Annotated in this window: 21 protein-coding genes; 12 read left to right on the top strand and 9 right to left on the bottom strand. The window is 65.6% G+C overall.

Annotation, left to right across the window (positions count from 1 at the left end):
* Nucleotides 1–2: 2 nt before the first annotated feature.
* Nucleotides 3–575 carry a LemA family protein gene (locus tag U1769_RS00640; RefSeq protein WP_332710794.1) on the bottom strand — a complete coding sequence of 191 codons (573 nt, stop codon included), beginning with the start codon at nt 573–575 and terminating at the stop codon, nt 3–5.
* A 170-nt stretch (nt 576–745) separates the two neighbouring features.
* Here U1769_RS00640 and U1769_RS00635 point away from each other — a divergent pair, with 170 nt between their 5' ends.
* From U1769_RS00635 to epsC, 3 genes are all read left to right on the top strand, one after another.
* Nucleotides 746–1501, top strand: a complete 756-nt coding sequence (locus U1769_RS00635; protein ID WP_332710792.1) for a hypothetical protein — start codon at nt 746–748, stop codon at nt 1499–1501.
* A 160-nt stretch (nt 1502–1661) separates the two neighbouring features.
* Nucleotides 1662–2348 carry an RBBP9/YdeN family alpha/beta hydrolase gene (locus U1769_RS00630; protein WP_332710791.1) on the top strand — a complete coding sequence of 229 codons (687 nt, stop codon included), beginning with the start codon at nt 1662–1664 and terminating at the stop codon, nt 2346–2348.
* Entirely contained in the window at nt 2345–3289 is a 945-nt protein-coding gene (gene epsC, locus U1769_RS00625; RefSeq protein ID WP_332710789.1) for a serine O-acetyltransferase EpsC, read from the top strand. The genes U1769_RS00630 and epsC overlap by 4 nt, the downstream gene beginning before the upstream one ends.
* A 15-nt stretch (nt 3290–3304) precedes the next feature.
* On the opposite strand, the gene U1769_RS00620 is transcribed toward epsC, so the two are convergent.
* Complete coding sequence (locus U1769_RS00620) at nt 3305–4387, bottom strand: Gfo/Idh/MocA family protein (protein WP_443030160.1); 1083 nt, start codon at nt 4385–4387, stop codon at nt 3305–3307.
* A 162-nt stretch (nt 4388–4549) separates the two neighbouring features.
* Between U1769_RS00620 and U1769_RS00615 the strand changes: the two genes are divergently transcribed.
* From U1769_RS00615 to U1769_RS00590, 6 genes are all read left to right on the top strand, one after another.
* A complete protein-coding gene (locus tag U1769_RS00615; RefSeq protein WP_332710787.1) occupies nt 4550–5632 on the top strand; it encodes an LLM class flavin-dependent oxidoreductase in 1083 nt (360 codons plus the stop codon).
* Nucleotides 5633–5694: 62 nt separating this feature from the next.
* The gene (locus U1769_RS00610) at nt 5695–6456 is read left to right on the top strand and encodes a phytanoyl-CoA dioxygenase family protein (protein ID WP_332710785.1); all 762 of its coding nucleotides are present in this window, start codon (nt 5695–5697) and stop codon (nt 6454–6456) included.
* Nucleotides 6453–7697 carry an MFS transporter gene (locus U1769_RS00605; protein WP_332710783.1) on the top strand — a complete coding sequence of 415 codons (1245 nt, stop codon included), beginning with the start codon at nt 6453–6455 and terminating at the stop codon, nt 7695–7697. The genes U1769_RS00610 and U1769_RS00605 overlap by 4 nt, the downstream gene beginning before the upstream one ends.
* 99 nt (nt 7698–7796) lie before the next feature.
* On the top strand, nt 7797–10112 hold the full coding sequence (locus U1769_RS00600) for a TonB-dependent receptor (RefSeq protein WP_332710781.1): 2316 nt from the start codon (nt 7797–7799) through the stop codon (nt 10110–10112).
* 258 nt (nt 10113–10370) lie between these two features.
* On the top strand, nt 10371–11354 hold the full coding sequence (locus tag U1769_RS00595) for a diguanylate cyclase domain-containing protein (RefSeq protein WP_332713562.1): 984 nt from the start codon (nt 10371–10373) through the stop codon (nt 11352–11354).
* Between the two features lie 136 nt (nt 11355–11490).
* Nucleotides 11491–11961: a hypothetical protein gene (locus tag U1769_RS00590; RefSeq protein WP_332710779.1), complete on the top strand. Its 471-nt coding sequence runs from the start codon at nt 11491–11493 to the stop codon at nt 11959–11961.
* A gap of 17 nt (nt 11962–11978) precedes the next feature.
* Here U1769_RS00590 and U1769_RS00585 read toward each other — a convergent pair whose 3' ends face one another.
* Nucleotides 11979–12878: an ROK family protein gene (locus U1769_RS00585; RefSeq protein ID WP_332710778.1), complete on the bottom strand. Its 900-nt coding sequence runs from the start codon at nt 12876–12878 to the stop codon at nt 11979–11981.
* A 2-nt stretch (nt 12879–12880) separates the two neighbouring features.
* The gene (locus U1769_RS00580; RefSeq protein WP_332710776.1) at nt 12881–14089 is read right to left on the bottom strand and encodes a glycoside hydrolase family 68 protein; all 1209 of its coding nucleotides are present in this window, start codon (nt 14087–14089) and stop codon (nt 12881–12883) included.
* Between the two features lie 319 nt (nt 14090–14408).
* On the opposite strand from U1769_RS00580, the gene U1769_RS00575 reads away from it, so the two are divergent.
* Nucleotides 14409–15413 (top strand): alpha/beta hydrolase, encoded by a 1005-nt coding sequence (locus U1769_RS00575; protein ID WP_332710774.1) that lies wholly within the window; start codon nt 14409–14411, stop codon nt 15411–15413.
* Between the two features lie 21 nt (nt 15414–15434).
* On the opposite strand, the gene U1769_RS00570 is transcribed toward U1769_RS00575, so the two are convergent.
* From U1769_RS00570 to U1769_RS00560, 3 genes are all read right to left on the bottom strand, one after another.
* Nucleotides 15435–15950: a DUF3237 domain-containing protein gene (locus U1769_RS00570; RefSeq protein WP_332710772.1), complete on the bottom strand. Its 516-nt coding sequence runs from the start codon at nt 15948–15950 to the stop codon at nt 15435–15437.
* Between the two features lie 32 nt (nt 15951–15982).
* Nucleotides 15983–17605 carry a tannase/feruloyl esterase family alpha/beta hydrolase gene (locus tag U1769_RS00565; RefSeq protein WP_332710770.1) on the bottom strand — a complete coding sequence of 541 codons (1623 nt, stop codon included), beginning with the start codon at nt 17603–17605 and terminating at the stop codon, nt 15983–15985.
* Nucleotides 17606–17849: 244 nt separating this feature from the next.
* On the bottom strand, nt 17850–19118 hold the full coding sequence (locus tag U1769_RS00560; RefSeq protein WP_332710768.1) for an MFS transporter: 1269 nt from the start codon (nt 19116–19118) through the stop codon (nt 17850–17852).
* Nucleotides 19119–19246: 128 nt separating this feature from the next.
* On the opposite strand from U1769_RS00560, the gene U1769_RS00555 reads away from it, so the two are divergent.
* Nucleotides 19247–20836 carry a tannase/feruloyl esterase family alpha/beta hydrolase gene (locus U1769_RS00555; protein WP_332710766.1) on the top strand — a complete coding sequence of 530 codons (1590 nt, stop codon included), beginning with the start codon at nt 19247–19249 and terminating at the stop codon, nt 20834–20836.
* A gap of 169 nt (nt 20837–21005) precedes the next feature.
* On the opposite strand, the gene U1769_RS00550 is transcribed toward U1769_RS00555, so the two are convergent.
* Together U1769_RS00550 and U1769_RS00545 are read right to left on the bottom strand one after the other, a co-directional pair.
* Nucleotides 21006–22094, bottom strand: coding sequence for an alpha/beta hydrolase (locus U1769_RS00550; protein ID WP_332710764.1), 1089 nt, complete (start codon nt 22092–22094; stop codon nt 21006–21008).
* 102 nt (nt 22095–22196) lie between these two features.
* Complete coding sequence (locus U1769_RS00545; protein WP_332710763.1) at nt 22197–23201, bottom strand: LacI family DNA-binding transcriptional regulator; 1005 nt, start codon at nt 23199–23201, stop codon at nt 22197–22199.
* Between the two features lie 454 nt (nt 23202–23655).
* Between U1769_RS00545 and U1769_RS00540 the strand changes: the two genes are divergently transcribed.
* Nucleotides 23656–26028 carry a TonB-dependent receptor gene (locus tag U1769_RS00540; protein ID WP_332710760.1) on the top strand — a complete coding sequence of 791 codons (2373 nt, stop codon included), beginning with the start codon at nt 23656–23658 and terminating at the stop codon, nt 26026–26028.
* The last annotated feature ends 223 nt before the right edge of the window (nt 26029–26251 follow it).

Raw genomic sequence — 26251 nt, 5'->3', positions numbered from 1 at the left:
GCTCAGCGCGCGCCGTCGAAACGGACTGCCGGGGCGCTGGCGATGGCGGGATCCGCATCCTCGAAGAATTGTTCCTCGCGAAAGCCAAGCGGACCGGCGACGAGCAGATCCGGGAAGGACGCTATGCGCGTGTTCAGATCGCGCACGGTGGCGTTGTAGTAGCGCCGGGCGCTTTGCAGTTCCGTCTCGATCGCGGAGAGCTCGGTCTGAAGGGCGCGGAAATTGGTATCGGCCTTCAACTCGGGATAAGCTTCGACAACCGCCATCAGCCGGCCGAGCATGCCGCCCAGGGCCGCGTCGGCCCGGGCGGCATCCTCCGGGCGGGCGGCTTTCACCGCGTCCGATCGATGGACCGTTACGTCGTCGAGCAGATCGCGTTCATGCGCGGCATAGCCTTGTACGGTCGCAACCAGATTGGGGACGAGATCCGCACGGCGCCGCAATTGTACGGCGATCCCGCTCCACCCCTCGCGCACGAGCGCACGAGCGCGCACCAGCCGGTTGTAGATCAGGATGAAGAGGAGGCCGGTCAGCGCTACGAGGGCTAGCGCGATCCACAAAGCAGTATAGGTCACATTCGCTCCCGGAAAGATCGCACCGACGCCGGGCGGCCGTTGGTCCGCGGGGATACCGCGTCGGCAGCGGATATCCAACATCCGCCTGCCGCCAGGCGCGACCGCTTCGACCGAATGAGCGAGCGCTCGCCACCATCCCCTGGCCCCGCGCAGCCGGTCGTCTGGCCGATTTGACGTCCGAGGGCGGCCTGCTACGCCGCATGGCCCAAGTTTCAGGAGAATCCCGGATGCTGCATTCCGCGTTTGGCCGATTAATCAGCGTGGCGTGTGCGGCGGTCGCGGCTTGTTCCGCCATCGCCCAGCCGGTGTCGTCGCAGGAGGCGCCGAAGGCGGCCGATCCAGCTACGCCAGCCGCGGTGGCGGGAGACTATGTTCACTCGGAAATGGAGCTCGTCGCGGGCATCCGCCTCAGCCCGGACGGAAGTTTCCGATATGGCCTGACCGTGGGCTCGCTGGATGAACAGGCCCAGGGCCGGTGGAAAGTTGCGGGCAACCGGATCGAGTTGATCAGCGACCCCCGGCCAGTGGCCCCGGTGATCACCGCCGGTCGGATCGATGCGGCGCCCGACCAACCATTCGCGATACGCGTTGTGGGTCCGAATGGCCGGGACGTGCCTGGCGTTGACCTGAGCATCGAATTCGAAACGGGCGATCCGCTCGAATCCTATCTGGCGGGAGGCCCCTGGTCGCTTCCTTCGGACGAAAAAAGGAAGCCGCGGTTCGTCACGTTCAGCATGGCGTCGTACAGGCTGCGGTCCGAACGTCTGCCCCTCAGTGCCGATCCGGGAAGGATCGCGACATTCTTGCTGACTCCGAACGATTTCGGCGTGCTCGACCTAACCGGCGTGCAGGCGGAACTGGAGGGTGACAGCCTGACCCTTCACCGTCCCGAGGGGGCCATGCGATTCAAGCGGACCAGGCCCTGAACGCCAAGCCCCAAGCTCGTGCAATCGAGGTTAAGGCGCGACCGCCAGCGGCAGCCAAGGTTGCATTTGGCAGAGCCTAACTTTTCTTCGCTTTAATTCCTATCAAATTGATGGATTATAAGTCCGGGCCAGAAAACCGGCTCGTAACCATGGGTGGCTTATGCCGAAGGAACAGTCCCGTCCGATCGTGCTCAATATTCCCGGGCTGTGGAATTCGGGGGCGGATCACTGGCAGACCGCGTGGGAACGGGAGCGGCCCGATTGCCACCGCGTCGAGCTTGGCTGCTGGGACGATCCGATCCGCAACGTGTGGATCAGCCGCATCGATCAGGCCGTCCATGAGGCGCGGGGCGACGTGGTATTGGTGGCGCATAGCCTGGGCTGCCATGCCGTAGCCTGGTGGGCCAGGCTGCTTGGCCCGAGCGGCCTCTCGCGCGTCAAGGGCGCCCTGCTCGTCGCGCCGCCCGACGCGGATCGGGCCGATGTCGATCCCAGGATCGCACGGTTCAGCCCGACGCCGGCGGTGATCCTGCCATTCCCCACGCTGCTCGTCGCCAGCCGCGGCGACGCTTATGCGAGCATCGATAGCGCGCGCGCGATGGCCGATCTGTGGGGCGCGTTCCTCGTCGATGTCGGGGATCTCGGGCATATCAACGCCGCGTCCGGCCTTGGCAACTGGCCGCAGGGGCAGCAGCTGCTGTCGATCCTCGCGGGCGACGCCCGGAGCGACTGCACGCGCGCCGTGCTGGCGGAACGCGTGGCGGCGTTGGCGCGCGACTCCGGCACGGTGCCCCAACGCGACCGGCGAGGCGATCAGCACCTGCCGGCAGAGCAGGGCGCGAGATGACCGACGACACAAGCCTGGCCACGATCGCCTTTCCGGGCGGGCTCGGCACCGTGATCGACGGGCTGAAGCAGGCGCGGCTCGACTGGCGTGCCGCCCATGCGCGCCATGCCGAGCGCGGGATTCAGTTTCCGTCACGCGAGACACTGCGCCGAATCCTGCGCGAGCTGGGGACTGCGCTGTTTCCGCTGCGCCTCGGGCCGCCCGAGCTCACCGCCGGCAACGAGAATCGCTGGGTCGAGGCAACGCTCGAATCGATCCTGTCGCAGCTCGGCGCGCAGATTGCGATCGAGTTGCGGATCGCCCGTCCCGGGATCGCCAGCGTCGAGGAGGGGCTCGAGGTTGAGCGCATCATCGGGGCGTTCGCGGCGAGCCTGCCGGACATCCGGCGGCTGCTCGATGCGGATGTCGAGGCGGGCTATGCCAACGACCCGGCCGCACGAAGCGTGGACGAGGTGCTACTGTCCTATCCGTCGCTGGCGGCGATCATCCATCACCGGCTCGCGCACCGGCTGCATCAGCTTGGTGCACCGCTGGTCGCGCGCGTCATCGCCGAAGTCGCGCATGCCGAGACCGGCATCGATATCCATCCAGCGGCGCAAATCGGGCGCAGCTTCTTCATCGATCACGGGACGGGAATCGTGATCGGCGAGACCGCCAGGATCGGCAACCGCGTCCGGTTGTACCAGGGCGTGACGCTTGGCGGCGAGCCGGTCGCGGCGAGCGAGGCGCACGGCGAGGACAGGGACGGGGCCGCCACGCGCCGCCATCCCGCGATCGAGGACGATGTCGTGATCTTCGCCGGTGCCGTCCTGCTTGGACCAGTCACGATCGGTGCGCGCTCGCGTATCGCCGGCAATGTCTGGCTGCGGCGCGACGTGCCGCCCGACAGCGTGGTCGAGGCCGCCGAACCGGCGATCCGCCCGCGACGACCGGGCGAATGACGCCGATCGCCGGACTTACAGCCCGAGTTCAGCCATCTCGACGACCCGGTGCTCGCGCGCGCTGATCTCGGCGGCGACGCCGATCGCGACCGCGCGCAGGCCATCGTCCGCCGTCACTTCGACCGGCCCTTCGCCGCGGACCGCCCGCGCGAAGGCTTCGTGCTGATGGAAGGTCGCGCCGTGATGCGATCCGGCCGCCATAGCGGTTTCGTCCACCTCGACCGTCTCCCGCACCACTGCCTTGTCGGCGCGAAAGCCGACCCGCGGCGAAAAGATGATGTCGCCGGGCGGAACGATGACGTCGAGCCGTGCCGAATCGCCGGTCGCGACGATCTCCTCCTGATGCTCGGCGCCGTCAGCGAACATGCAAAGATCGAGCAGCGCGCGGACGCCGTTGGAAAAGTCCACCACGGTGTAGCTGTTGTCGATGATGTCGGGCCGCTCCCCTTCATACAGTTCGTCGCGGTGGTTCACGTCCATCGCGCCCGAACAGAACACGCGGACTGGTTCGGCCTGCACGATCAGCCGCATCAGATCGAAGAAATGGCAGCATTTCTCGACCATCGTGCCGCCCGTGTTGCGCGAGAAGCGGTTCCAGTCCCCGACCTTCACCAGGAAGGGAAAGCGATGTTCGCGCATCGCCAGCATCTGCAGCCGGCCGATGCGGCCGGCATGGACATCGGCGATGAAGCGCGCGACCGGCGGCATGTAGCGATATTCCATGCCGGTCCACACCGGCGCGCTGTGGCTGGCCGCGCGGTCGGCGATCCACCGTGCATCCTCGAGCGTGGTCGCCAGCGGCTTTTCGCACAGGATCGCGACGCCGCGCTCGAACAAAGGCACGATGGTCTCGCGATGCGTGTTGTTGGGCGACGCGATCACGACCGCATCGATCTCGCCCTTTTCCGCCAGCTCCTCCGCCGAGCGGAAGCGCTGCGGCCGTGCGTCGCCGAGCGAAGCATCGGCCCAGCCCAGCGACGTTTCGACCGGATCGGCGATTGCGGTGATGACGGCGTTCGGCAGCAACCGGATGTTGCGGATATGCTCGCACCCCATCATTCCGGTGCCGACGATGCCATAACGGATAAGCTCTCCCACCTTGTCGTCCCTTGTGCCATGAGCGCGCATGCTCGCGCGTGGTAATGAATCGCGCCCGCTCTGCAGGAGCGGGACTTCCGTTTCCCCGCTGGCATGGGGCATGGCGCGCTTCAAGGGCGAATGGTGCGTCGGGCCGGAAGCATCGATCGGAGAATATGTGCCATGAGTTCGTGCGAAGTCAGCTGGTTCTCGGCGCTGTGCGACGACGATTACGAATTTCTGGGCGTGCCCGATCCCAAGCTGCAATCGAGCTGGGAGCATTGCCGCGACATCGTGCTCCAGGCCGAAAGCGGCGGTTTCGACAATGTCCTGCTGCCGTCGGGCTATGCGCTGGGCATCGACACGACCGCCTTTGCCGCGGCGATCGCCGTGCTGGTCCGGCGCATCCGGCTGCTGATGGCAGTGCGGATCGGCGAGAGCTGGCCGCCTCAGCTCGCGCGCCAGATCGCCACCATCGATCGCATACTAGGCGCGGGTGCGGACGGGCAGGGGCGCCTCACGATCAACATCATCTCGAGCGAGTTGCCCGGCGAATCGCTGGCGAGCGCGCCGCGCTACGCGCGCACCGTCGAGGCGATGCACATCCTGCGCACGCTGTTGGACGGCCAGCCGCTCGATCATGACGGCGACTTCTGGAAGCTGAAGCTCGATCCGGCGCGTATCGGCACGGTTTCGGGCCGCGCGCCGGCTTTCTACTTCGGCGGGCTGTCCGAAGATGCGCGCGAGGCGGCCGCGAAAGGCGCCGATGTCTATCTGATGTGGCCCGACCGGATGGAGGCAGTGCGCGAGACGATCGCCGACCTGCGGACCCGTGCCGACAAGGCCGGCCGCAGCCTGCGTTTCGGTTACCGCGTGCATGTCGTGGTGCGCGAGACCGAGGCGGCGGCGCGGGATGCGGCGGATCGCCTGTTGTCGCGGCTCGACGATGCTGCCGGCGCGGCGATCCGGGCCAAGTCGCTCGATTCCCAGTCTGCCGGCGTGCGGCGCCAGGCCGAGCTGCGCGAGGCGGCGGGCGGCGAAGGCTATGTCGAGGATAATCTGTGGACCGGCATCGGCCGCGCCCGATCGGGGTGCGGCGCGGCGATCGTCGGCGATCCCGATCAGGTCCTCGCCAAGCTGGAGGCGTACCGCGCCGCCGGCATCGATGCGTTCATCCTGTCCGGCTACCCGCACAGCGCCGAAGCCGATCTGTTCGCCCGGCACGTCCTGCCGCGCCTCGATCACGGGCCGCTCGTCATAGCATAGGCGATCCGCCGCATAGAAAATCTGCGCTGGCCAAGGCCGAGGCCGCCGCATAGCGTCGCGGCATGGAGACGGATCAGGCGATTGCGGCGCAGGCCGAGAGTTTTGCGCGCGATGGTTATGCGGTGTTCCCGCGCGTCCTGGCGGGCGAGCTGCTGGATTTGCTGCGGCGGGAATGCGATCATTTCGTAGCACGCGAGGATGCCCGGATGGATGCGGCCGGCGTCGATGCGCTTGGGCTCAGTCATCGCGGGACGCGCTATTTCGCGAACGAATGCCAGCGCGAGCAGCCGTCGCTGCGCCGCATGCTGTTCAGCCGGACGATGGCGCAGATCTGCCGGGCGACGCTGGGTGCCGACGCCTATTTCTTCTTCGATCAATATGTCGTGAAGGGGCCAGATCGAGGCCTCGCCTTCAGCTGGCATCAGGATTCGGGCTATGTCGTCGGCAATGGCGGGCCGCCCGATCATCTGCCCTATCTGACCTGCTGGTGCCCGCTCGACGATGCGACCGTCGAAAACGGCACGGTCCGGGTCATTCCCGGTAGCCATCTGGACGGCATCCGCACCCATGACCGGCAGGCCGCAACCAACGATCTGGCGGTCGCGACCGAGGAGGACGGCGTCGCGATCGAGGTCCCCGCGGGCAGCGTGGTCGCCTTTTCCAGCCTGTTGCTCCACGCCACCGGCGCCAATCGCAGCGCTGCGCCAAGGCGAGTCTATCTCGCGCAATATACGGCCGAGGCGATGCTCAATCCGGGCACGCGTCAGCTTCGGCGCAATGCGGTGCGGGTTCTCCAGAATGGCGAGCAGGTCACCGTCGCATGACCATGTCGCCGCGGCGCCGCTGGCTGTTGTTCGCACTGATCCTCACCGCGGGCATCCTGAACCTCGTCGACCGGCAGATCATCTCGATCCTGAAGCCGGTCATCAGCGCCGATCTGCACTGGTCCGACAATGATTATGGAACGCTCGCCGCCTGGTTCCAGGGCGCTGCGGCCGTCGCTTTCCTCTTCACCGGCACGATCGTCGACAAGCTCGGCGTGAAATGGGCCAATCCGGTCGGCGTCGCCGCGTGGAGTCTCGCCGCCATGCTGCACGGCTGGGCCAGCGGCTTCACGCAGTTCGTGCTGTGCCGCGTGGCGCTGGGCGCGACCGAGGCGATGGGCACGCCGAGCGGGGTAAAGACGATCGCGACGATCTTCCCGCCCCGGCTGCGATCGAGCGGCTTCGGGTTGCTGAATGGCATCAACAGCATCGGCGCGATCGTCACGCCCTTGTTCATTCCCGCCGTCGCCGCCTTGTGGGGCTGGCGCGCGGCGTTCGTCGCCGCGGGCGTTGCCGGGTTGCTATGGGCCGGCATCTGGTTGCTGGTGACACGTGGCCTTACCTTCGGTGCCGAGCCGGAAGTCGCGCCCGATGCCGGCGCGCCGGTCGAAACTTATGGGCCGATCCTCACTGAGCGGCGGACCTGGGCGATCGCGGTCGGCAAGATCCTGTCGGATTCGACCTGGTGGCTCATGCTGTTCTGGATGCCCGATTTCTTCAACCGGCAGTTCGGCCTGAGCGGTACCGCGCTCGGGCCGCCGCTCGCCATCGCCTATACCGGCGCGGCGGTTGGCTCGCTCTGCGCCGGCGCGATTTCGAGCGCACTGCTCGGACGCGGGTGGAGCGAGAACCGGGTGCGCAAGAGCGTGATGTTCGTCTCGGCGCTCTGCGTGGTTCCGGTATCGCTCGCGCTGCATGTCGACACTTATGGCCTGGCGGTCGCGCTGCTGGCGCTGGCGCTGGCCGGGCATCAGGGCTTTTCCACCAGCCTGTTCGCGCTGATCGCCGATGTGACGCCGCACGCGAAGGTCGGGCGGGTCACCAGCTTCGGGGCCTTTTGCGGCAATCTCGGCGGCATGGCGATCGCCAAGATCGCCGGGCTCGTGCTGGCGGCAGGCCTTGGCTACGGCCCCCTGTTCGCCTTCGCCAGCATCTCCTATCTTCTGGCGCTTGGCTGGATCCACATGCTGTTGCCGCGGATCCGGCGGATCGGCCCGTCAGTCGCTTTGCCCGGGCGTTGATCCGCGGGGCGGGGCTTCGGGCCGGGGAAGGAAAACTTTCTTTTCCCACTAAGTTGGTAGGGTAATGGGCAGGCAGGAAAACAGATAAAGGGTAGATCGATGGCCGACCGGCGCTCGAAATTCATTGCTTTCATGCTGCTCGCGACCAGCAGCGCGCTGGTGCCGGAGATGGCCTGGGCACAGGCAGCGCCCGACGCGGCGGCCCCCGAAGGCGCCAGCGACGATATCGTCGTGACGGCGCGCTATCGTTCGGAATCGGTCAAGGACGTGCCGATCGCCATCACGGCGATCAGCGGAGCATCGCTGGCCGAGCGCCAGCTGAACAATCTCCAGTCGATCGCGACCTCGGTCCCGTCGGTCGAGTTCCGCGCAGGCGCATCGAACAAGGATCGCACCGTCTTCATCCGCGGCGTCGGCACCATCACTACCTCGCCGGGCGTCGAGCCGTCGGTCTCGACCGTGCTCGACGGCGTCGTGCTGACGCGCCCGGGCCAGTCGACGCTGGACCTGGGCGAAGTCGAGCGAGTCGAAGTGCTGCGCGGGCCGCAGGGCACGCTGTTCGGCAAGAACGCGTCGGCCGGCGTCATCAACATCGTCACGCGCAATCCGACCGAGCAGTTCAGCGCGTTCGGCGAGGCGGGCATCACGAGCGACGAGGAATATCGTCTGAAGGCCGGTGTCTCCGGCGCGGTCATCCCGGGCAAGCTGCTTGCTCTGGTCGGCGGCCTCTACACCAAATGGGACGGGAACGTCCGCAATCTGGTCACCGGTAACGAGGTGAACGGCTTCGAACGCTATGGCGGCCGCGGCAAGCTGATCTTCACGCCGAACGACGATCTGAAATTCACCGTCATCGGCGATTATCTCCAGTCGCGCGATACCGTGCCGACCGCGATCTACGCATCGACCTCGCAGACGGCCTATCCGACCAATGTCGTCACCAATTCCACGGCGCTCGCCGGGCTGCTCGCGGGTGCCGGCGTCGTGCCGTCGCGCGACAATCGCACCATTTCCTCGTCCTTCGATTCGGACGTTCGCGACAAGAATTTCGGCGCGTCGCTCACCGGCGAACTCGCGCTTGGCGACTATCACGTCACCTCGATCACGGCCTATCGAAAATGGCTGAACCATCAACATCAGGATTTCGACGGCATCTCGACGCTCGCGGTCGGCTTCCCGCAGGGCGAGGATTTCGGCGATGTGGATTCCCGCCAGTTCTCGCAGGAACTGCGCCTCACGTCGCCGAAGCAGGGCTTCATCGATTATGTGCTCGGCGCCTATTATCTCCATGCGGATACCGATGAACGCTACCAGCGCACGATCACGACCCTGCCCGGGCCGCTCACCACGGTGGGCGTCGCCAATTACGGCGTGACCAACGACAATTACGCGCTGTTCGGTGAAGCCAACGTCAACTTCACCAGCTTCTTCCGCGGCATCGCCGGCTATCGCTCGACCTGGGACGATGTCGACTTCTACCACGTCCGGACCTCGACCAACGATCCGACCAATCTCGGGGCGGCGGCGCCGGCGGTCGATCGGCCGGGCATTCGCGGCTATCACAACGCGACCGGCTCCACGAGCCGGCGTGGCGACAGCTACCGGCTCGGCCTCCAGCTCGATCTCGGGCAGAATGCGCAGACCTATTTCACTTATTCGCGCGGCTATAAGGGGCCGGGCTACAACGTCTATTTCAACATGCGCTCGCAGCTGGTCGGCACCGCCGTCCTGCCGCTCGACGAAGTGCCGCTGCAGCCGGAAACGTCCAACTCCTACGAAGCCGGGATCAAGGGCAACACGTCGGATCGCAGCTTCAGCTATGCCCTTGCAGTCTATTCGACGAGCTTCGACGGCTATCAGGCGAACTTCGCCGATACGGTCGGCGGGCTGCAGGTGACGCGCCTGATCAACGCCGGTTCGGTCCGCTCGCGCGGCGCCGAGGCGGATGTGACGCTCCGGCCGACCAAGGGCTTCACCGTGGATCTGTCGGCGGCCTATACGGATGCCAAGGTGGTGAATTTCAACTGCCCGGTCGGTGCCGCGGTCAGCTGCAATATCGATGGCCAGCCCTTGCCGTTCGCCCCCAAGGTGAAGCTGTACGGCAACGCCACCTATCGTTTCCCGGTGACCGATGCGCTCAACCTGGAGCTCCAGAGCGACCTCTCATTCCGCAGCAAGACGCAATATTCGCTGTCGGAAACGAAGAACACGATCGAGCCGGCCATCGCGATCTGGAACGCCAGCGTCGCCGTGCTGTCCAGCAGCTCGGGCTGGCAGGTGCGTGCTTATGTGAAGAACATCACGAACACGTCCTATTCGAGCTTCCTCGGCAATGGCAGCGCGGCGGGCACCGTGCGTTTCGTCCCGCGCGACGACAAACGCTATGCCGGGCTGCTGCTGCGCAAGGACTTCTGATCCGGTGAGGAGTCGGCGGTGATGGACCGCCGGCTCAGCCGTCCTGCGTGCCGGATTCAGTAGCTGGCGCCCTGCTGCCCGCTGAGGTATCGCTGAGGGGACGCCATGGTCGATCAGCCCAAGATTCTCCCTCACGGGACCTATATCGTTACCGTGCGCTCGCTCTACGAGACACTCACGCCGAGCGTGATCATGGCGGTCGCGTTCCTCGGTGTCGGCACCCATGTCGCGCTCGACAGGCCTGATCCGTTGCTGACCGTGCTGCTCGTGCTCGGCGGTCTCGCTATGGCGATGCGGCTTGGCGTTCTGCTTCTCTATCGTGGCCGCGCGTGCAGCGAGGCGCTTGATCTGGCCGGCGCGCGCCATGTCGAGCGCGTGTTCGCGATCCCCTATCTGGCGTTTGCCGCCGCCTTCGGCGCGTTCAGCGCGCGCGCATTCCAGGTGAGCAGCGCCGAATCGCATATGCTCGTGGTCGGGCTATTGTTCGGCTATGCGGCCGGCATTGCCGCAGGCGTCTTCCTGCGTCCCGCAATTTCGATTTCGAGCATGGCGGTGGCGGCAGTACCGACGAGCGTCGTTGCCCTGACAACGCCCGATACGACCTATATCGGCGTCGGGGCGCTGCTTCTGCTGTTTCTCGCGGGCGGCATCCACAGCATGATGCGAAACTACGGCGCCGCCATCACGGAGATCACCGCACGCCGCACATTTGCGACACTGGCACGGGCCGACGCGCTAACCGGGCTGGAGAATCGTCTGTCGTTGCGCGAGGCCTTCGACGCCCAGTTCGCCAGCAAGGCCCGCGATGGCATCCTTGCCGTGCACTGCCTCGACCTCGATCGCTTCAAGGCCGTCAACGACACCTTTGGCCATCCCGTGGGAGACGCGCTTCTGCAGGCCGTATCGGATCGGCTGCGCCGACTCCTTCGGACGGGCGATGTGGCAGCCAGGGTTGGCGGCGACGAATTCGTCGTCCTGCAGATGAGCGCGCAGCACCGGAGCGAAGCGGACTTGCTGGCCCGCCGGATCGCTCGCTCCATATCCGATCCCTATACCATTCTCGGCCATACTCTTTCGATCGGAACCAGTGTCGGCTACGCGGTGCACCCGGATCATGGCCAGGATCTCGAAGAACTGATCGCTCATGCCGATGAGGCGCTGATAGGGATCAAGCGCAAGGGCGGCGGCATCGCCCTGTACGAACCCGCACCGCACCGCGACACGTGGCGGGTCGCCAACTAAGGCGTTGCCGGGTGCCTGCGGGGCGCCGACTACGCCAAGCGCGGCGAGGATATCAGTAACGCGATGCCGCCGGGCGGCACCGGCACGGATCGCAATGATCCCCAGGTCGCCAGGCTGATGAAACCAGCAAAAGCAGATGGTCCTTTCGATGGGTCAGATGCTCGGTGAGGAAGTGTTGCATGTTGCTCGCGCCAGCCTGGAACGCCCGGTGATGAGCCCCCGGATTCGCGGCGCACAGCAGACGGTGACCTGCCCGGGCCGCAAACGGCTGGACAAGGGGCGCGCGGGCCATCCGGGCACCTATGAGGATGCCGATCCGATCGGCCTTCGCCTGAGCCTGCTCAAGATCGGCGACACCGTGATCGGCGGCGTTGACGGCGAAGTCTTCACCACCATCGCCCAACGCTTCAAGCGGGAGTCTCCCTTCAAGCACAGCATGATGACGACGCTGACAAACGGTATGGCGGGGTCCGGCTACATCCCCAACGATGCGGCGTTCGGCTACAACACGTTCGAAGTCGTCTCATCGCGACTGAAGCCGGGTTGCGCCGAGACGGCCATCGTCGACGGGTTGCTCGATCTGATCGAGAAGGTCGATACGAAATAGGCGCGCGTCTCCGCGAGTCAGCCCGCGGCGCGATCCAGGGCGGTCTGCGCCAGGGCGATCGCCCCCAACGGGCCGGCATCGACGCCGAGCCCGGCGGGCTGAAGGATAAGCTCCGCGGCATCGCAGTCCAGAAAGGGCAGATAGTCGCCGAGCCGTTCCACGACGAGCGCCCGGGCCCAGGGCAGGAGGAAGGGGCGCGACAGGATCACGCTGCCGCCGAACAGGATCCGCTGCGCTGACGTGGTGAGCAGGATCGTGCCGCACAGTTCAGCGATATCCGCCGCGACGTGGCGCCATAAGGGGTGAGAGTCGGGCACAGTCGCGGGATCCATGCCGAACCGCGCGTGAAGCGCCGGGCCGCAGACCAGACCCTCGATGCAATCGCCGTGGAACGGGCAGGCGCCTGCGAAGGAATCGTTTGCCGCCCGCCGGAGCCGGAGATGTCCGATCTCGGGGTGCATCGCACCGTGCACCGGCTGGCCGGCGACCAGCACGCCGCCGCCCAACCCGGTTCCGATCGTGATGTAACACAGGCTGTCGCAGCCGACGCCGGCGCCCCAGCGATATTCGGCGAGAGCGGCGCCGTTCACATCGGTGTCGATCCGCCAAGGGCAGGTGAAACCATGGGTCAGCAGCGGGATTATCGGCGCGCCGGACCAGCGCGGTTTCGGCGTCGCGAGGATGTGGCCGAAGTCCGGACGGGTTTCGGAAAGTTGAATCGGGCCGAAGGACGCAATGCCCAGCGCCGCGATCGGCGCGCGCTCTTGCCATTCGCAGACCTGCGCGCGGAGCGCTCCCAGGGTCGTGTCGGGATCGGTGGTCGGGATCGTCTTGCGATCGACGATCCGGTCGCCCTCGGCCAGCAGCGCGATCGCCTTGGTGCCGCCGAGTTCGATCCCCGTGAAAAATGCCGGCATGGCTACGCCGCCAGACCGGCGCTCGCTCCGTCGAGACGGAGGCGCAGCATGGGGGCGAAGGTCGCACCGAAGCGCCTGGATTCAGCGTCGCTGCCCCACGCGTCGATGAAGCTCGTCACCTGAAGGTCGGGAAGCACCAGCCAGCTATAAGCCTGCCTGGGCGCCTCGACGGGGTTTGCGAACACCAGACCGGTGCCGTTCAGCGGCGCCCAGCCCCCCTGCAACCGCTCCGACACCATGCCGTACAGGCCGGTCGGGCCGGTCGGACCATCGGGATTGAAGACGTGGCGCTGAGTCGACCAGAACAGATAATAAAGACCCTGGTGAAAAATCGCGTGCGGCCGCTCGAGTTCGTTGTTGAGCGCGTCGGCACTGATGAGGGGCGGGCGGATCTCCCAGCTTTCGGCATCGTCGTCGCGCGCAACGGCCCAGCCCACCGCGCCATTGAACGCCGAGGTCGAGCCAGCCAGGGAGGCCGCGAAGAAGATATGGTGGCGGCCGTCAAGCGGATCCCGGAAATAGGCCGGATCCCGGAATGCCTTGATCGTGCCCACTGCGCCTTCGCCAGCGTCGCTGGCCATGTAACGGGCCGGATCGCGCGCTACGATCTCGCTGAGCGCATGCCAGTCGACGAGCTGCCAGGAGTCGGCTGTGCGGCATAATGTCGCCCTGGCGCGGAAGATCCGCTGCTCGAACGTCGGTGTCGGCTCGCCGCGGCGCCCGGTCGCGGTGAAGAACAGGGTCAGCGCCTTCCGATCCGGGCCGAGCACCGCCGAACCCGACCATTCGCGGCTGCCGGGAGAAAAGCCATCGGGAAGGGCCGCGCCGAGATGAGTCCAACTGACCGCGTCCCGCAGCAGCAAGTGAATCCGCGCATGGCCGTGGCGCTCTTCGGGATCGCTAAATTGCGGGGCGCCCAGGGCCATCCACAAGGTCTTTCCGTCCTCCAGCACTGATGGCGTCCCGTCAGCGTCCTGAATGGGCCATGCGTCCCAGATATCGAGATCCGGCGTTATGCGTACGACATCGTTGTCACCTATTAGCGGTGCAGCATCGTGCGCACGGGTGCCGACGATAGTGAGGTGCTCTGCCGTCCAGGCGCTGGGGGTGCCGCGACCTGCGGCATCCTCGGTCAACCAACGAGACTTGGTCAACGGGCCGCCCGCCGCATAGCGGAAGCTGGGACGATCGGCGTCATGGCAATTCGCCACCAAGCTGCCTGCCTCCCAGTGGCGCTTGCGCCAGTTTGACCGACCACGTTATCCTCCCCTTGGTTTCGTACATCTCCCTATCGGCAAACGCTTGTCCTCACAATCGATTGCACAACATTTTTATAGCGTTTCCCGCAATGGTGCGACTGGCGGCTTCATAGCCGACCGGCAATCTCCATCTGCGTCGTCCCATCCAGACAGTTAATGCCGTTCAATATTCTCGTATGCACAATCGATTGTAGATTGAGCTTGAATTCGCCCCCTGCAACGGGTCTCATCGCCATGCTGCGCAAAGTGATGGCGGCTGGAGAAAGGCACTATGACGTCGGATTTTGAGCAACTGGAGTTCGGGATCGGGCGGCGATCATTCCTCGCCGGCGGTGCCGCGCTGGCGGGATTGGGTCTCGGTTCAATTGCCCAGGCACAGGAATTCCCCAAACTGCCGCCACCGCCGCCGGCCTGGACTGAGGCCGAACAGCTCGCGCTGTGGCCGGACGGCCCGCCGACGACCGGCTACCGCGCCAGGGAATTGCCGGCTGGCTGGCCCGCTGTCTGGGTACGCAATGTCGAGCGCCCGACGCTCCGTGTCTTCCGGCCAGAAAAATCCAACGGCCGTGCTCTGCTGTCGATCCCGGGCGGCGCCTACACTTTCGTATCGATCCTCAACGAAGGCCTTGATCTCGCCCGTGCCATGACGGCGCTTGGCTATACGGTGTTCGTGCTCACCTATCGCCTTCCGGACGAGGGATGGCGCGATCGGGCCGATGTGCCGCTCCAGGACGCGCAGCGCGCGGTTCGCGTCATTCGCGCCCAGGCCGGCCGCTACGGTTTCGATCCCGCCGCCGTTGCCGCTATCGGCTTTTCGGCCGGGGGCCATCTCGCCGCCACGCTCGCAACGGGCTTTGCGGAGCCGGTCTATCGCCCGCGCGACGCCACGGACGCGCTCGACGCGCGACCAATAGCGATGGCCCTGGTCTATCCCGTGATCAGCGTCACCGCGCCGGTCACGCATGCCGAATCCGCGATGCGCCTGCTGGGGCCACATCCCGGCGCCGACCTGATCGCGCGCCGGTCGCCTGCGGACCATGTCACGCCGCAAACGCCGCCGGTCTTCCTGGTCCACGCGCTCGACGACAGCGCGGTCCCGGTCGAGAACAGCCTGGCCATGATGCGCGCGCTGCGCACCGCCAAGCGGCCGGTTGAAGTGCATCTGTTCGAGGAAGGCGGACATGGCTTCGGCCTTGGCCCGAAGGACAAGCCATGCGGCCAATGGTCGGCGCTGTTCGCCGCCTGGCTCGATCGGCATTTCGCGTCGACCGGCTAAGCGGCGCCCGGGCGGTCGCCGTTAGCGGACGCGGTAGAAGCGGATCTTCACTGCGGGTCCATCGGGGGACTCATAGGGCACGAGCATCCCGACAAAGGCGGATTTCGACATCCAGTCATAGGCGCCGATCGGCGCCTCGAACACGGCCACCGTGCGTACGCCGGCCGGGGCTTCGCCCGCGGCCGGGGGGCAGGCAACGCCCTTGTTGACGACGTTGATCACGGTGCCGTCATGCGTCCGCAGCATGTAATCCGCTTCCAGTTCGGTGCAGCCATCGGCGCGCAGCAATTGCCAGTCCCAGCCGCCGGGCATCACCTCGCCGCGAACCTTCGGGCCCGAGAAACTACCCCCTGTGATCGGGATGATGGTGCGGCCGCCCCGGGCGGTGGTGCCGACCTGGACGGGCGGCCCCAGTTTCACGATCTCCTCGAACGCCAGTTCGAGCCCGGGAGCCGTGTCGGCCGGTGGAGCGGCCTGTTGCGCCTGTGCCGCGGGTGCCAGCACCAGCGTCGCGAGCACGCCCAACGATTGCATCATAGGGTTGCCGATCTTCATTTTTCGTACCTTTTTCAGCGTTTCGCACAGACGAAATTCTCGGCCTTTTCGCCGTCCGTCGTTCCCGGCTTGGGCACGGCGACGAGGGGATAGGGGCAGAGCGGACGGCTGCGGCCGTTCCATGGGGACATCGGGCCGGCCGTCGCGACGATCCGCTCCGGCGCCTGTCCCTGTTCGACCCAGCGAACCAGCGCGCCGAAAGCGTCGTAGCGATCGGTCGCCGGGCCCCCCTGGCAATGGCCCATCCCCGGGACGGGGAAGACGCGGGCGAACTGTGCTGCCTTGCCCCCGGCCGCGCGATCGACCTCTTTCCACCAGGCGATCGTGTCGTTGAAGGAGAAGACGGGATCCGAGACACCGTGCGGGACGATCATCCTGCCCCCGCGCTTGCGGAACGCAGCGAGATCGCCGGAGCGCGCGCTGATGTCCTGCCAGCCCGAACGCGTAAAGCCATGGCCGGTCGCGTAGATTGCCCCGGCATCGCGGTCGAAATCGAACCCGAGCTGATAGGCGAGCAACGCATCGGGCGTCGTTCCCGGCGCCTTGGGCGGCACGGTGAAGGTCGTCGCCAGCGAAGGCCCGCCCATCATCACGTTGATCGACGGGATACGGCCGTCGGCCGAACCGGTCTTCCAGATGCGCCAGCCCAGATCGGACCAGCCGGCATCCCATGGGAAGCTGGCATAAAGCGGCTTGCCGGCAGAGGTCCGCGGTCCTTCATGGACGCGTTCGAGCGCACCGATCTGAGCGGCCGAAAGGCAGCCGTCCTGCTTTGCGCCGGAACACTGGCTGCGCTTGAGCACGGGCAGCACCCGGGCCGAGGTACACTGGCCATGAGCCCCGACGATTCCGTCGGCCAGGCCGTCATCGGCATCGCACGCACTGAGCACGGCCTTGCGTACCAGGCCGAGATCGGCGTCGCTGAACGACGCGGCCAGCGAGGCGAGGGTGACGGCTTCGCCCTTGGCCTTCACCACGCTGGCGAATTGCTGCGTATCCCATGCCTCGGCCAGGGCGGCGCGGGGCAGGGCGAAGCCCGGCGCACCCGCGACGATGCCGTCGTAAAGCTCGGGATAGCGCTGGGCGAGCGCCATGCCCTCCTGTCCGCCCTTCGAGCATCCCACGAAATAGCTGTATTGTGGCGGTTTTCCGTAGAAGCGTGCGACGAGTGCCTTGGCGGCGAGCGTCACCGGCTCCAGCGAGCTGCGGCCATAATCCGCCCGTGCCTGTGGATCGAAGCCAAAGGCGGTCGGACCACCCCGTTTCGGATCGCTGTTGACGGCATTGTCGTGCCCCGAATCCTGCGACAGCACGGCATAGCCCTGAACGAGCGCCGGCTTCGCATCTCCGGAAAGCCGGCCGATCGCGCTGCCCAGCTCCCCATTGGTCCCGCCGCCGCCCTCGAAGAAGAAGCGGCCGTTCCAATCCTGGGGAAGGCGCAGGTGGAAGCGGATCGCATAGTGCGCTCCGTCCACGCCCTGGCGCTCGTGCATCGTAGCGGTCACGTCGCAATGGGCGGGAAGATTTACCGCCGGCGGCGCTATGCCGGGCGGACCGGGTTGGGCCGGGGCGGGCCCGGCCGATCGGAAGATGCTGGCGGTGATCCTGGTGCCCTTTTCGGGCCAGGCCTGAGCCATCGCGTCGCCGAGGCCGGCGCACCGTTCCGATAACGGGGAAATATCCTGCTGCCCGGCGGGAGCGAGAAACGAAGAACCGGAAAGCGCAGCACCCAGAGCGCCGAGCGATGCCGCTCCCGCGAAATATATCCAATGCATGGTCAGAACCTCGTCGACAGACGCACGCCGAACTCGCGCGGCGCGCCATAAAACGCGTTGTTGCCGGACTGGCCCGAAACATAGGCTTGTTCGTCAGGTTGGTGCTTCAAATTTGCGATACCGGCGCGATGCCTTGGCTTACTTGACTATAATCGGCGATGTCGCGCGCGGCGAGCATCGCCGCAAAGGGTTTGCGGGCGAGGTTCCAGCCGCACAGCGCCGTCAGCAGGCTGGCGAACACCGCGCCCAGCACCAGGCTGTAGGCGCTGTCGCCCAGCCAGTCGCCCAGTGCCCCCATCGCCATTGGCGCAAACACCGCGCTGACGCAGGTAAAGAACAGCAGCAGGCCCGCGATCGAGCCGTGGCGCCCCTTGTCGTAGCAGCTGATCCCGGTCGAATTGATCGTCGGATAGAGAACCGACATGAATAACCCGGTCGCGGGAAGGGCGAAGATCGCCACCTCGCGCCCGCCCGCCACGGCGATCCAGAAGAGCAGCGCCATCGCCGCGCTGCACACGGCCAGCACGGTGGCCCAGTCGAGCCGCGACAACAGCCACACGCCGAGGAAACGCCCCGCCGCGCGCAGCACGAAGAAGATCGACACGACATAAGCGGCGAGCCAGGTCCAGGATCCCGAATAGCCCGCGAGATAGGTCGGCGCCCAGACATAGATCGCCGCTTCGGCGCCGACATACAGCATCAGCGCCGTGCCGAAGAAGCGCGCAGCCGGATCGCCCGCCATGCGGATCGCCGCGCTGGGACGGGCGGGTACCGCGCGGGTGACGACCGGCTTTGGAAATCGGGCGAATACCGACCCGAGCACCAGCAGGGCGCAGAGCATCGCGGCAATGAGATAGACCCATTTCCAGCCGGCGCCGGTGTGCAGCATATAGGCAACGATCGCCGGGCCGACGATCGCGCCGATTCCGAAAAAGCCCTCGATCAGGTTCATCGTGGCGGCATGTTCGCGGGTCGAGCGCGACAGATCGCCGATCAGCGCCAGCGCGCCCGCCTTGAAGATGCCGATACCGAGCCCCGACAGGAACAGCAGCGACACGAAGAACAGAAAGGCGTGGCCCGCCGCAAAAAGGGCCGAGCTGGCGCCGAACAGGCACAGGCCGAGCAGGATCGTGGCCTTGCGCCCGATCCGATCCGCCAGAAATCCGAGCGCGATGGCGGAAATGCCGATTCCCGACATGGTGGCATATTGGAACGAGCCACCGGCCGTCAGCCCAAGCTCGAATTCGCGGATGACTTCGGGAATGACGGTGCCGACCGAGTCCGTGGTCATGGCGAACATGGCGAACATCAGGAAGACCAGCCATTTCAGCAGCGCGGTTCCGCTTGCCGATCCTGCTGGGGCTTGGCTCTCCATCATGCTCTCCGCTATCTTTCGGCCGAAACGGCAACTGTGCTTATCGCGGTACTGCGCTTCAAACGCAATCGATTGCGAACGGCTATGAAGCCGCGCTACTGTGGTACGAACGGCGGGAGAGGAAAAACATGAGAATTATTACCTTGGGCTTGGGCGCGATCGTGCTCACATCGGCAACGGCATCCGACACCGGCCGAGCCGACGCGGCCGCCACTGCCGCACCCGCGGCACGCTGCGCGGCGCTGGTCGGGCAATCTCTTGGCGATGGCGTCAAGATCAGCGCGGCCACCCATGTCGATGCCGCGGCACCCGGTACGGTGCCCAGCGGCTTCGGTCCGCCCCTGGCCTCGGGCATCCCGGCTCATTGCCGCGTAGAGGGCATGATCAACGCACGAACCGGCGCGGCCGGAAAAGCGTATGGCATCGGCTTCGCGCTTGCCCTGCCGGACATCTGGAATGGCCGCTTCCTGCTGCAGGGCGGGGGAGGCCTGAACGGAAGCGTCCCGCCGCCGCTGGGCAATATCGCGGCTGGCGATACCCCGGCGCTGGCACGCGGCTTCGCGGTCATCAGCCATGACAGCGGGCACAAGGGCGCGGTGTTCGACGGCGCGTTCATGGCGGACCAGCGCGCGGCGCTGGATTTCGCCGAGGCATCGGTGCGGACCGTGACGATCGCCGGCAAGGCGATCACGACGGGCTATTACGGCAAGCCGATCGACCACAGCTATATGGCGGGATGCTCGACCGGCGGGCGCGAGGCCATGCTGGCATCCCAGCGCTATCCCGAACTGTTCGACGGGATCGTGGCCGGGGCCCCGGCGATGCGCACGGGCGATTCCAATCTCGCGATCGCCTATTCGGCGGTTCAGTTCAACCAGGCAGCTCCGCGAGACAAGGACGGGTTGCCGATCGTCTCGCAGATCTTTGCGGCCCCGGATCGCCAGTTGATCCTGAAGGGAATGCTGGATCAATGCGACAGGCTGGATGGGCTTGCCGACGGCATGATCATGAATCAGGCGCAGTGCCGTTTTCAGCCTGCCAAGCTGCAGTGCAAGACCGGCAAGGCCGAGGGCTGCCTGAGCAAGGCCCAGGTGTCGGCACTGGATCGCGCCTTTGCAGGGCCGAAAGACGCCGCGGGCTATCCGATCTATGCGCCAGTCCCTTACGATACCGGCATCGTCGATTCCTCCGGGCCGCTGCCGGGCTATCTTCCCACCGGCGCGCCCGGGGTGTTCGGCCCGGCGCCGCGCGACCTGACGATCGATCTCGACGCGCGTGTCCAGGCGATCCGCGCCGACGGCGTCCAGCGGCTGACCGACACGCATGTCTGGACCAATCTCAACACCTTCCTGGGGCGTGGCGGCAAGATCCTGTTCTATCACGGGGTCAGCGATCCCTGGTTCTCGGCACTTGCGACCTGGGACTATTGGCAACGCGCCAAAACAGCGAACGGCCCGGCCTGGGACGCGGCGAGCCGGTTCTACATGGTGCCCGGCATGGCACATTGCGCCGGCGGCAATGCGTTCGACACTTTCGATCTGCTCGGGCCCGTCGTTGAATGGGTCGAGCAGGGCAAGGCGCCCGCATCGGTGGTCGCCGCGCGGAAATCGCCTGCCAGGGAGCAGCGGCCGATGTGTCCTCATCCGAGCTACGCGCATTATGTCGGCGGTGACGTGACCAAGCCCGAAAGCTTCGAATGCCGGGCCCCGCTCAGCTGAACGCGCCGCTATCGTGACGAAAACGGGCGGGAGGGCCTGCGCCTTCCCGCCCGTCATCCGGCAAGCATGCCGGGGTCAGTACGCCTGAATCACTGCAGGGTCGCGCGGAAGCAAAGCCCGATCGTCGGCCCGACTTCCATGCCCTGAACACGGGCTACCGGCGGCCCCCCTATTTCCCGGCCCGGTCGAATGCACGGCGCAGCGCATCGATTTTCGCGCGGTTGAACTGGGCGGCCTGAGGACTTTCCGGCGCGAGCTGGTCGAAGCCATGGAACGCGCCGGGGACGACCAGCAACTCCGTCGGGACGCCTGCCTCGTTCAGCCGGCGCGCATAATCGATGTCCTCGCTGACGAAGAGATCGACGCCGCCGACTTCGATAAAGGCAGGCGGCAGGCCGGCGAGATTCTCGGTACGGGCAGGGACGGCGCGTGCCGGAACCTTGGCGGTGCCCGGCTGCTGACCCAGAAAGGCGCGCCAGCCATATTGGTTTTCCGACGCGCTCCAGCCGACGGTGGCGATGTGGGGCGGCATGCGCACCGCGCCGCCGGTGCGGTCGTCGAGCATCGGATAGACCAGCGCCTGGAACAGGATGGGGATCTCGCCGCGGTCGCGCGCGGTGATGGCGAGCAGCGCGGCGTGCCCGCCGCCGGCGCTTTCCCCGGTCACGGCGATCCGGCTGCGGTCGAGCCCAAGCTGGGCCGCATTTCCGTACATCCAGCGCAGGCCGGCATAATTATCCTCGATCGACCCGCGATAGTCGGTTTCCGGAGCGAGGCGGTATTCGACGGTGACGATCACGCAGTCGAGATCGCGCGCCAGTTCCTGAAGGCGGCGGACGTCGCCCGCAGCGCTGCCGAGGATATAGCCGCCGCCATGGGTGTGCAGGATGCCGGGGCGGCTGGTACCGGCCTTGGCGTTGATGACAAACAATTTCACATCGGGCGCGCCCTTCGCGCCAGGGATGGACTGTTCCGTTACCGGCACGTCGGCGAGGCGCTCAGGCGCGGGCGGTCCTCCGCTGCCGTCCTTCCGCGACGCGAGCACTGACTGTTCGTTGATTGTGCCCATCAGCTTGGAAAAGCCGATTGCCTTGCGCGCGGCTTCCCGCAATTCCGGAGCGATCGGACGTAACGCCTCGGCGTCGTCCTGTGACGCGGCGCCGGCCGCCGGTGTCTGGGGGCGTGCCTGGACGCCGTTCAAGGCCAGCGAAAGCGCCAGCAAGGTCGCTCCGCCAAGGGCCATCGTCTTCCTGTTCATGCAACTCTCCTGATTCACTCGCCCTTGTTCGCCATCGGGGCCTGCCCGGCACCGTATTGGCAATCGATTGCAAGTCAACAGGGAACGGTCGGCCTTGCCGGATCAGGTCGATCCGCGCACGATGAGCTCAGGGCTGAGGATGACTGATCCAGTGACCTCGCCGGCGATGCGTTTCATCAGGCTGTCGACGAGATGGGAGGCGCCGGCCGCGATGTTCTGGCGCACGGTCGTCAGGGGCGGTGCGCTGGTTTGCGCCAGATACAGGTCGTCGAACCCGACGACCTTCACGTCCCCCGGCACCGACAGGCCGCGGGTGGCCAGCACCTGGATCGCCGTCAGCGCGATCAGGTCCGACGCAGCGAAAATCCCGTCCGGAGGAACGTCGATCTGGCTCAGGAAGCTGTCTATATCCAACCCACTGACTTCAGAGGCAAAATGCGTGGGCGTGTCCATCAGGACAATCCCTTCCCGTGCCCGGATTGCCGCCTTCGCCCCCTCGAGCCGCAGCGACGGCTCGATCGCCTGGGTATTCCCCAGAAAAGCGATCTTGCGGCATCCGCGGTCGATCAGATGTTGCGTTGCCAGCCGCCCGCCAAGGAAATTGTCCGTACCGACCGAGCAATGGATCTGCCCCTGGATGAAGCCGCCCCACGCGACCATCGGCAGATAGGTAAGGGCGATCCGGTCCAGCACGCTCGACTGGTCCGACTGTCCAACGATGATGAACCCGTCCACCCGGTCTGCATCGATCAATTTCGATAGCCAGTCGTCCTGGTTGGGAATCACGCGGGACAGCATCAGGTCAAATCCGCGCTCGGTCAGCTCGTCGGCGAGGCTGCCGATCAGCGTCATGAAAAACGGATCGGAAAGATGCTGTCCGCGATCATGGCCCAGCGGCACGACCACGCCGATCGCTCCGCGCCGCTTTGTGCGCAGGTTGCGCGCCAGCGCGCTCGGCCGGAAATCATGTTTTTCCGCCAGCTTGCGGATGCGGTCCGACGTCTCGGCATTCACCACGTCCTTGCCGGCGAGCGCACGGGATACGGTTGCCGGCGAAACCCCGGCAAGCTTGGCCAGATCGTAGATAGTTCGGATCTTGCCGGACAACCTTTGTCTCCCTGAAACACCGTCGCGATACGTTTACTGCAACCGCATTGCAACAAGTGAGCGGTTGCAGGACGCGGCCAGCGGCCCGGTCATCGCACCCTCATGGCAACGCTGCCCGCATCGTTCCCACGCGCATGGTCGTTGGATCACAGCCGCGAGGGCAGCGAGCCCGTGACCCACGTCCCTGCGGCCTGCAATCGTTTGTGATATAGCTTGCAATCGATTGCTTCGCTGGATAATCGAGATGGGAGAAAATGCGGGAGAGTGAGCCGGTGAAGGCGCTGAGGGCCAGACTGAACATAAGCGGACGACTGTCGGGCCCCTCCTTGCGCACGAGGGGGGCTGCGGCAGGGCCGCTATGATGGCCGGCGCGGAACCACAAGGCGCGCAGGCCCCAGGGCCCTCACCGCAGCGAATTTCTTAAAAACAAATCAGAACCACAGGGGATGTTACCATGAAGACAATCACCAAGATTCTTGCCACGACCTTCCTTTGCTCGCTGCCATGCGCCGCGTTCGCCCAAACGGCGCCGGTGCCGGCGGTTCCGACGCAGGACGAGCCAGCGACCGCGGAGGGCGATACGGGCGACATCATCGTCACCGCGCAGAAGACGTCGGAACGGCTTTCCAAGGCGCCAGTCGCGATCAGCGTGGTGTCGCAGGATAGTCTGACGCGGCAAGGGATCAATTCCGCCACGGCGCTCACCACGACCGTACCCAATCTCCAGGCCAGCCAGAACGGTTTCGCGATCCGCGGTATCGGCAGCAACAACAGCTTCAGCGGCTATTCGACCGTCGCGACCCAGATCGATGGCATCTACGACCCCTCATCGGCGACCTTGTCGCTGGGCCTGTTCGACGTCGGATCGATCGAGGTGCTGCGCGGTCCGCAGGGCACGGTCTATGGTCGGAACGCGACGGCCGGTGTCGTCAACATCAACACCGCCGACCCGGGCAGGACGCTCGGGTTCGACGGGGATTTTCAGTATGGCAGCTTCAATGGAGTGCGCGCCCGCGTTGCGGTCGATCTTCCGGTGAGCGACGCGCTTCGGGTGCGCGTATCCGCATTTCGGCAGGTCGATGATGGTATTGGCGGTCGTTACCGGGCGATCGACAAGTACAACAAGACCGATCTCGCGGCGATCCGGGTGACCACCCTGCTGAATCTCAGCGATCGCCTGACGTGGCGGCTCTCGCTGAACTATGGAGAAAATAAGGGCACGGTTCCGCTATCCTATATGCGCAGCCGGAATTTCTATCCGAACGCGAACATCGCGGCGGGCACCTTCGGGCCAATGCAGACGATTTACGATGAGACGATCAATCCGGGATTGGACCAGGTTACCGACAATCGCATGGATCTGGTCAGTTATGCTGCGCGGTCGCGTCTGACCTGGGATGCGACCGAGTCGCTCTCGCTTACCTATCTGGCCGGCTATTCGGTGCTCAAGGACAATGGCGTCGACGCGGCGACCGGGGTTTTCAGCCAGCAGAGCATCAACCGCCGTACCAACACGCAATCGCATGAACTGAACGCCAACTTCAGGGCCGGGGCGCTCAGCCTCGTTCTGGGCGGCTTCCTCTATCAGGACAAGCAACCTTCGGGCACGCGTCTGCTGCACGCCGGTGACACGGCGCCGGCCCCGTTCGGCAGCATATTCAACACCCCGAAGGTCGCCGGTACGGGCAATAACATCACGACCATCAGCGGCGTCGACGTCGTGACCTCCTATCGCGGTCAGGGGACGAAATCGCAGGCCGTGTTCGGCCAGGGCACGCTCGAAGTCGCACCGGGACTGAAAATCATCGGCGGCGTGCGCTCAACCTGGGAGCAGGTGAACCAGCGCAACATCGAGCTGGTGTGTCCGGGCGACACGGTGACCCTTGCCAATATCACGCCGACGACCTGTCCTGGCATTCCCTTCGTATATGCACTGTCCGACGACACTAACCGACCCGAAGCGAAGTTCTCGAACGTGAGCTGGAAGGCGGGCGTCAATTACGAGCTGACACGCGACACCCTGGTTTATGCCACCGTCGGCACCGGATTTCGCGGCGGCGGCCTGGAGGCGAGCGGGAACGCGCCGGAGTACCGACAATATCGTCCCGAGACGGTCACCAATTATGAGGCCGGCGTGCGGAGTTCGCTGATCGGCGGCAAGCTGTACCTTGCGCTGACCGCGTTCAACATGGATTATAAGGACCTTCAGGTATCGAGCATCGTGCGCAACCCGCTGACCAATCAGGTATCGGCGGTGACGACCAATGCGGCGACGGCCCGGCTGCGCGGCCTGGAATTTGAAGCGACGATCAAGCCGACCAGCCGCGACCGGATCAGCGGCTATGTCTCGTATCTCGATGCGAAGATCCGGTCGTTCCCGACCGCCTCGGACAATCTGAATTCCGCGAGCGGCAATTATAATGCTGCGACCGCCGCCCTGAAGAACGCCGAGTTGCCGGTGAATGTCACGATCGACGTATCCGGCAATGAATTGCCGAACGCGCCGGAATGGTCGGCGCGGGCGAGCTATGCCCACATCTTCGATCTCCCGGGTTTTGGGACGCTGACCCCGAGCGTCGATTTCTACGTACAGTCACGCACCTTCAGCGATATCCAGAACTACAGCCAGAGCCGTCGCGCATCTTACACCAAGACCGATCTCAACCTGCGCTATGAAGTTGAAGGTGGGCAGTTCTCCATCACCGGGTTCGTCAACAACGTTGAGGACAATCGTGTTGCCAATGCTTTGGTCACGGTCTGGAGTTCGACGGTGGCCAGCTACGATCCGCCACGCACCTACGGCGTGCGTCTGGGCATGAACTTTTGAAAAAGGTGTACTGGCTCCAGGACTGATATCGGGTGAGCGAGCAGGCGCTGTTGCGCCTGCTCCGGTCCGATCGAAAGACGCACCCCAATAGTCGATAGGCGCCGGCCTGGCGCCAGGCCGCAACCGGATCGAGGATTCGCTCAGATTCGGATGCAATATGGCTGTCGCCAGGCCACGTGTGGTTTCGCATTCCCGCCGAAAGCTTGGTGGCGATGACCACCGC

The sequence above is a fragment of the Parasphingomonas zepuensis genome, assembly GCF_036663735.1.
Taxonomy (GTDB): Bacteria; Pseudomonadota; Alphaproteobacteria; order Sphingomonadales; family Sphingomonadaceae; genus Sphingomonas.
This window is presented reverse-complemented; position numbering and strand designations above follow the sequence as displayed.

Bases quoted from the DNA above. Each gene is read 5' to 3' on its own strand.
- U1769_RS00630 (WP_332710791.1), top strand. From the start codon at position 1,662: ATGCCGAAGGAACAGTCCCGTCCGATCGTGCTCAATATTCCCGGGCTG.
- epsC (WP_332710789.1), top strand. From the start codon at position 2,345: ATGACCGACGACACAAGCCTGGCCACGATCGCCTTTCCGGGCGGGCTC.
- U1769_RS00615 (WP_332710787.1), top strand. From the start codon at position 4,550: ATGAGTTCGTGCGAAGTCAGCTGGTTCTCGGCGCTGTGCGACGACGAT.
- U1769_RS00610 (WP_332710785.1), top strand. From the start codon at position 5,695: ATGGAGACGGATCAGGCGATTGCGGCGCAGGCCGAGAGTTTTGCGCGC.
- U1769_RS00605 (WP_332710783.1), top strand. From the start codon at position 6,453: ATGACCATGTCGCCGCGGCGCCGCTGGCTGTTGTTCGCACTGATCCTC.
- U1769_RS00600 (WP_332710781.1), top strand. From the start codon at position 7,797: ATGGCCGACCGGCGCTCGAAATTCATTGCTTTCATGCTGCTCGCGACC.
- U1769_RS00590 (WP_332710779.1), top strand. From the start codon at position 11,491: ATGGTCCTTTCGATGGGTCAGATGCTCGGTGAGGAAGTGTTGCATGTT.
- U1769_RS00585 (WP_332710778.1), bottom strand. From the start codon at position 12,878: ATGCCGGCATTTTTCACGGGGATCGAACTCGGCGGCACCAAGGCGATC.
- U1769_RS00575 (WP_332710774.1), top strand. From the start codon at position 14,409: ATGACGTCGGATTTTGAGCAACTGGAGTTCGGGATCGGGCGGCGATCA.
- U1769_RS00570 (WP_332710772.1), bottom strand. From the start codon at position 15,950: ATGATGCAATCGTTGGGCGTGCTCGCGACGCTGGTGCTGGCACCCGCG.
- U1769_RS00565 (WP_332710770.1), bottom strand. From the start codon at position 17,605: ATGGCTCAGGCCTGGCCCGAAAAGGGCACCAGGATCACCGCCAGCATC.
- U1769_RS00560 (WP_332710768.1), bottom strand. From the start codon at position 19,118: ATGGAGAGCCAAGCCCCAGCAGGATCGGCAAGCGGAACCGCGCTGCTG.
- U1769_RS00555 (WP_332710766.1), top strand. From the start codon at position 19,247: ATGAGAATTATTACCTTGGGCTTGGGCGCGATCGTGCTCACATCGGCA.
- U1769_RS00550 (WP_332710764.1), bottom strand. From the start codon at position 22,094: ATGAACAGGAAGACGATGGCCCTTGGCGGAGCGACCTTGCTGGCGCTT.
- U1769_RS00540 (WP_332710760.1), top strand. From the start codon at position 23,656: ATGAAGACAATCACCAAGATTCTTGCCACGACCTTCCTTTGCTCGCTG.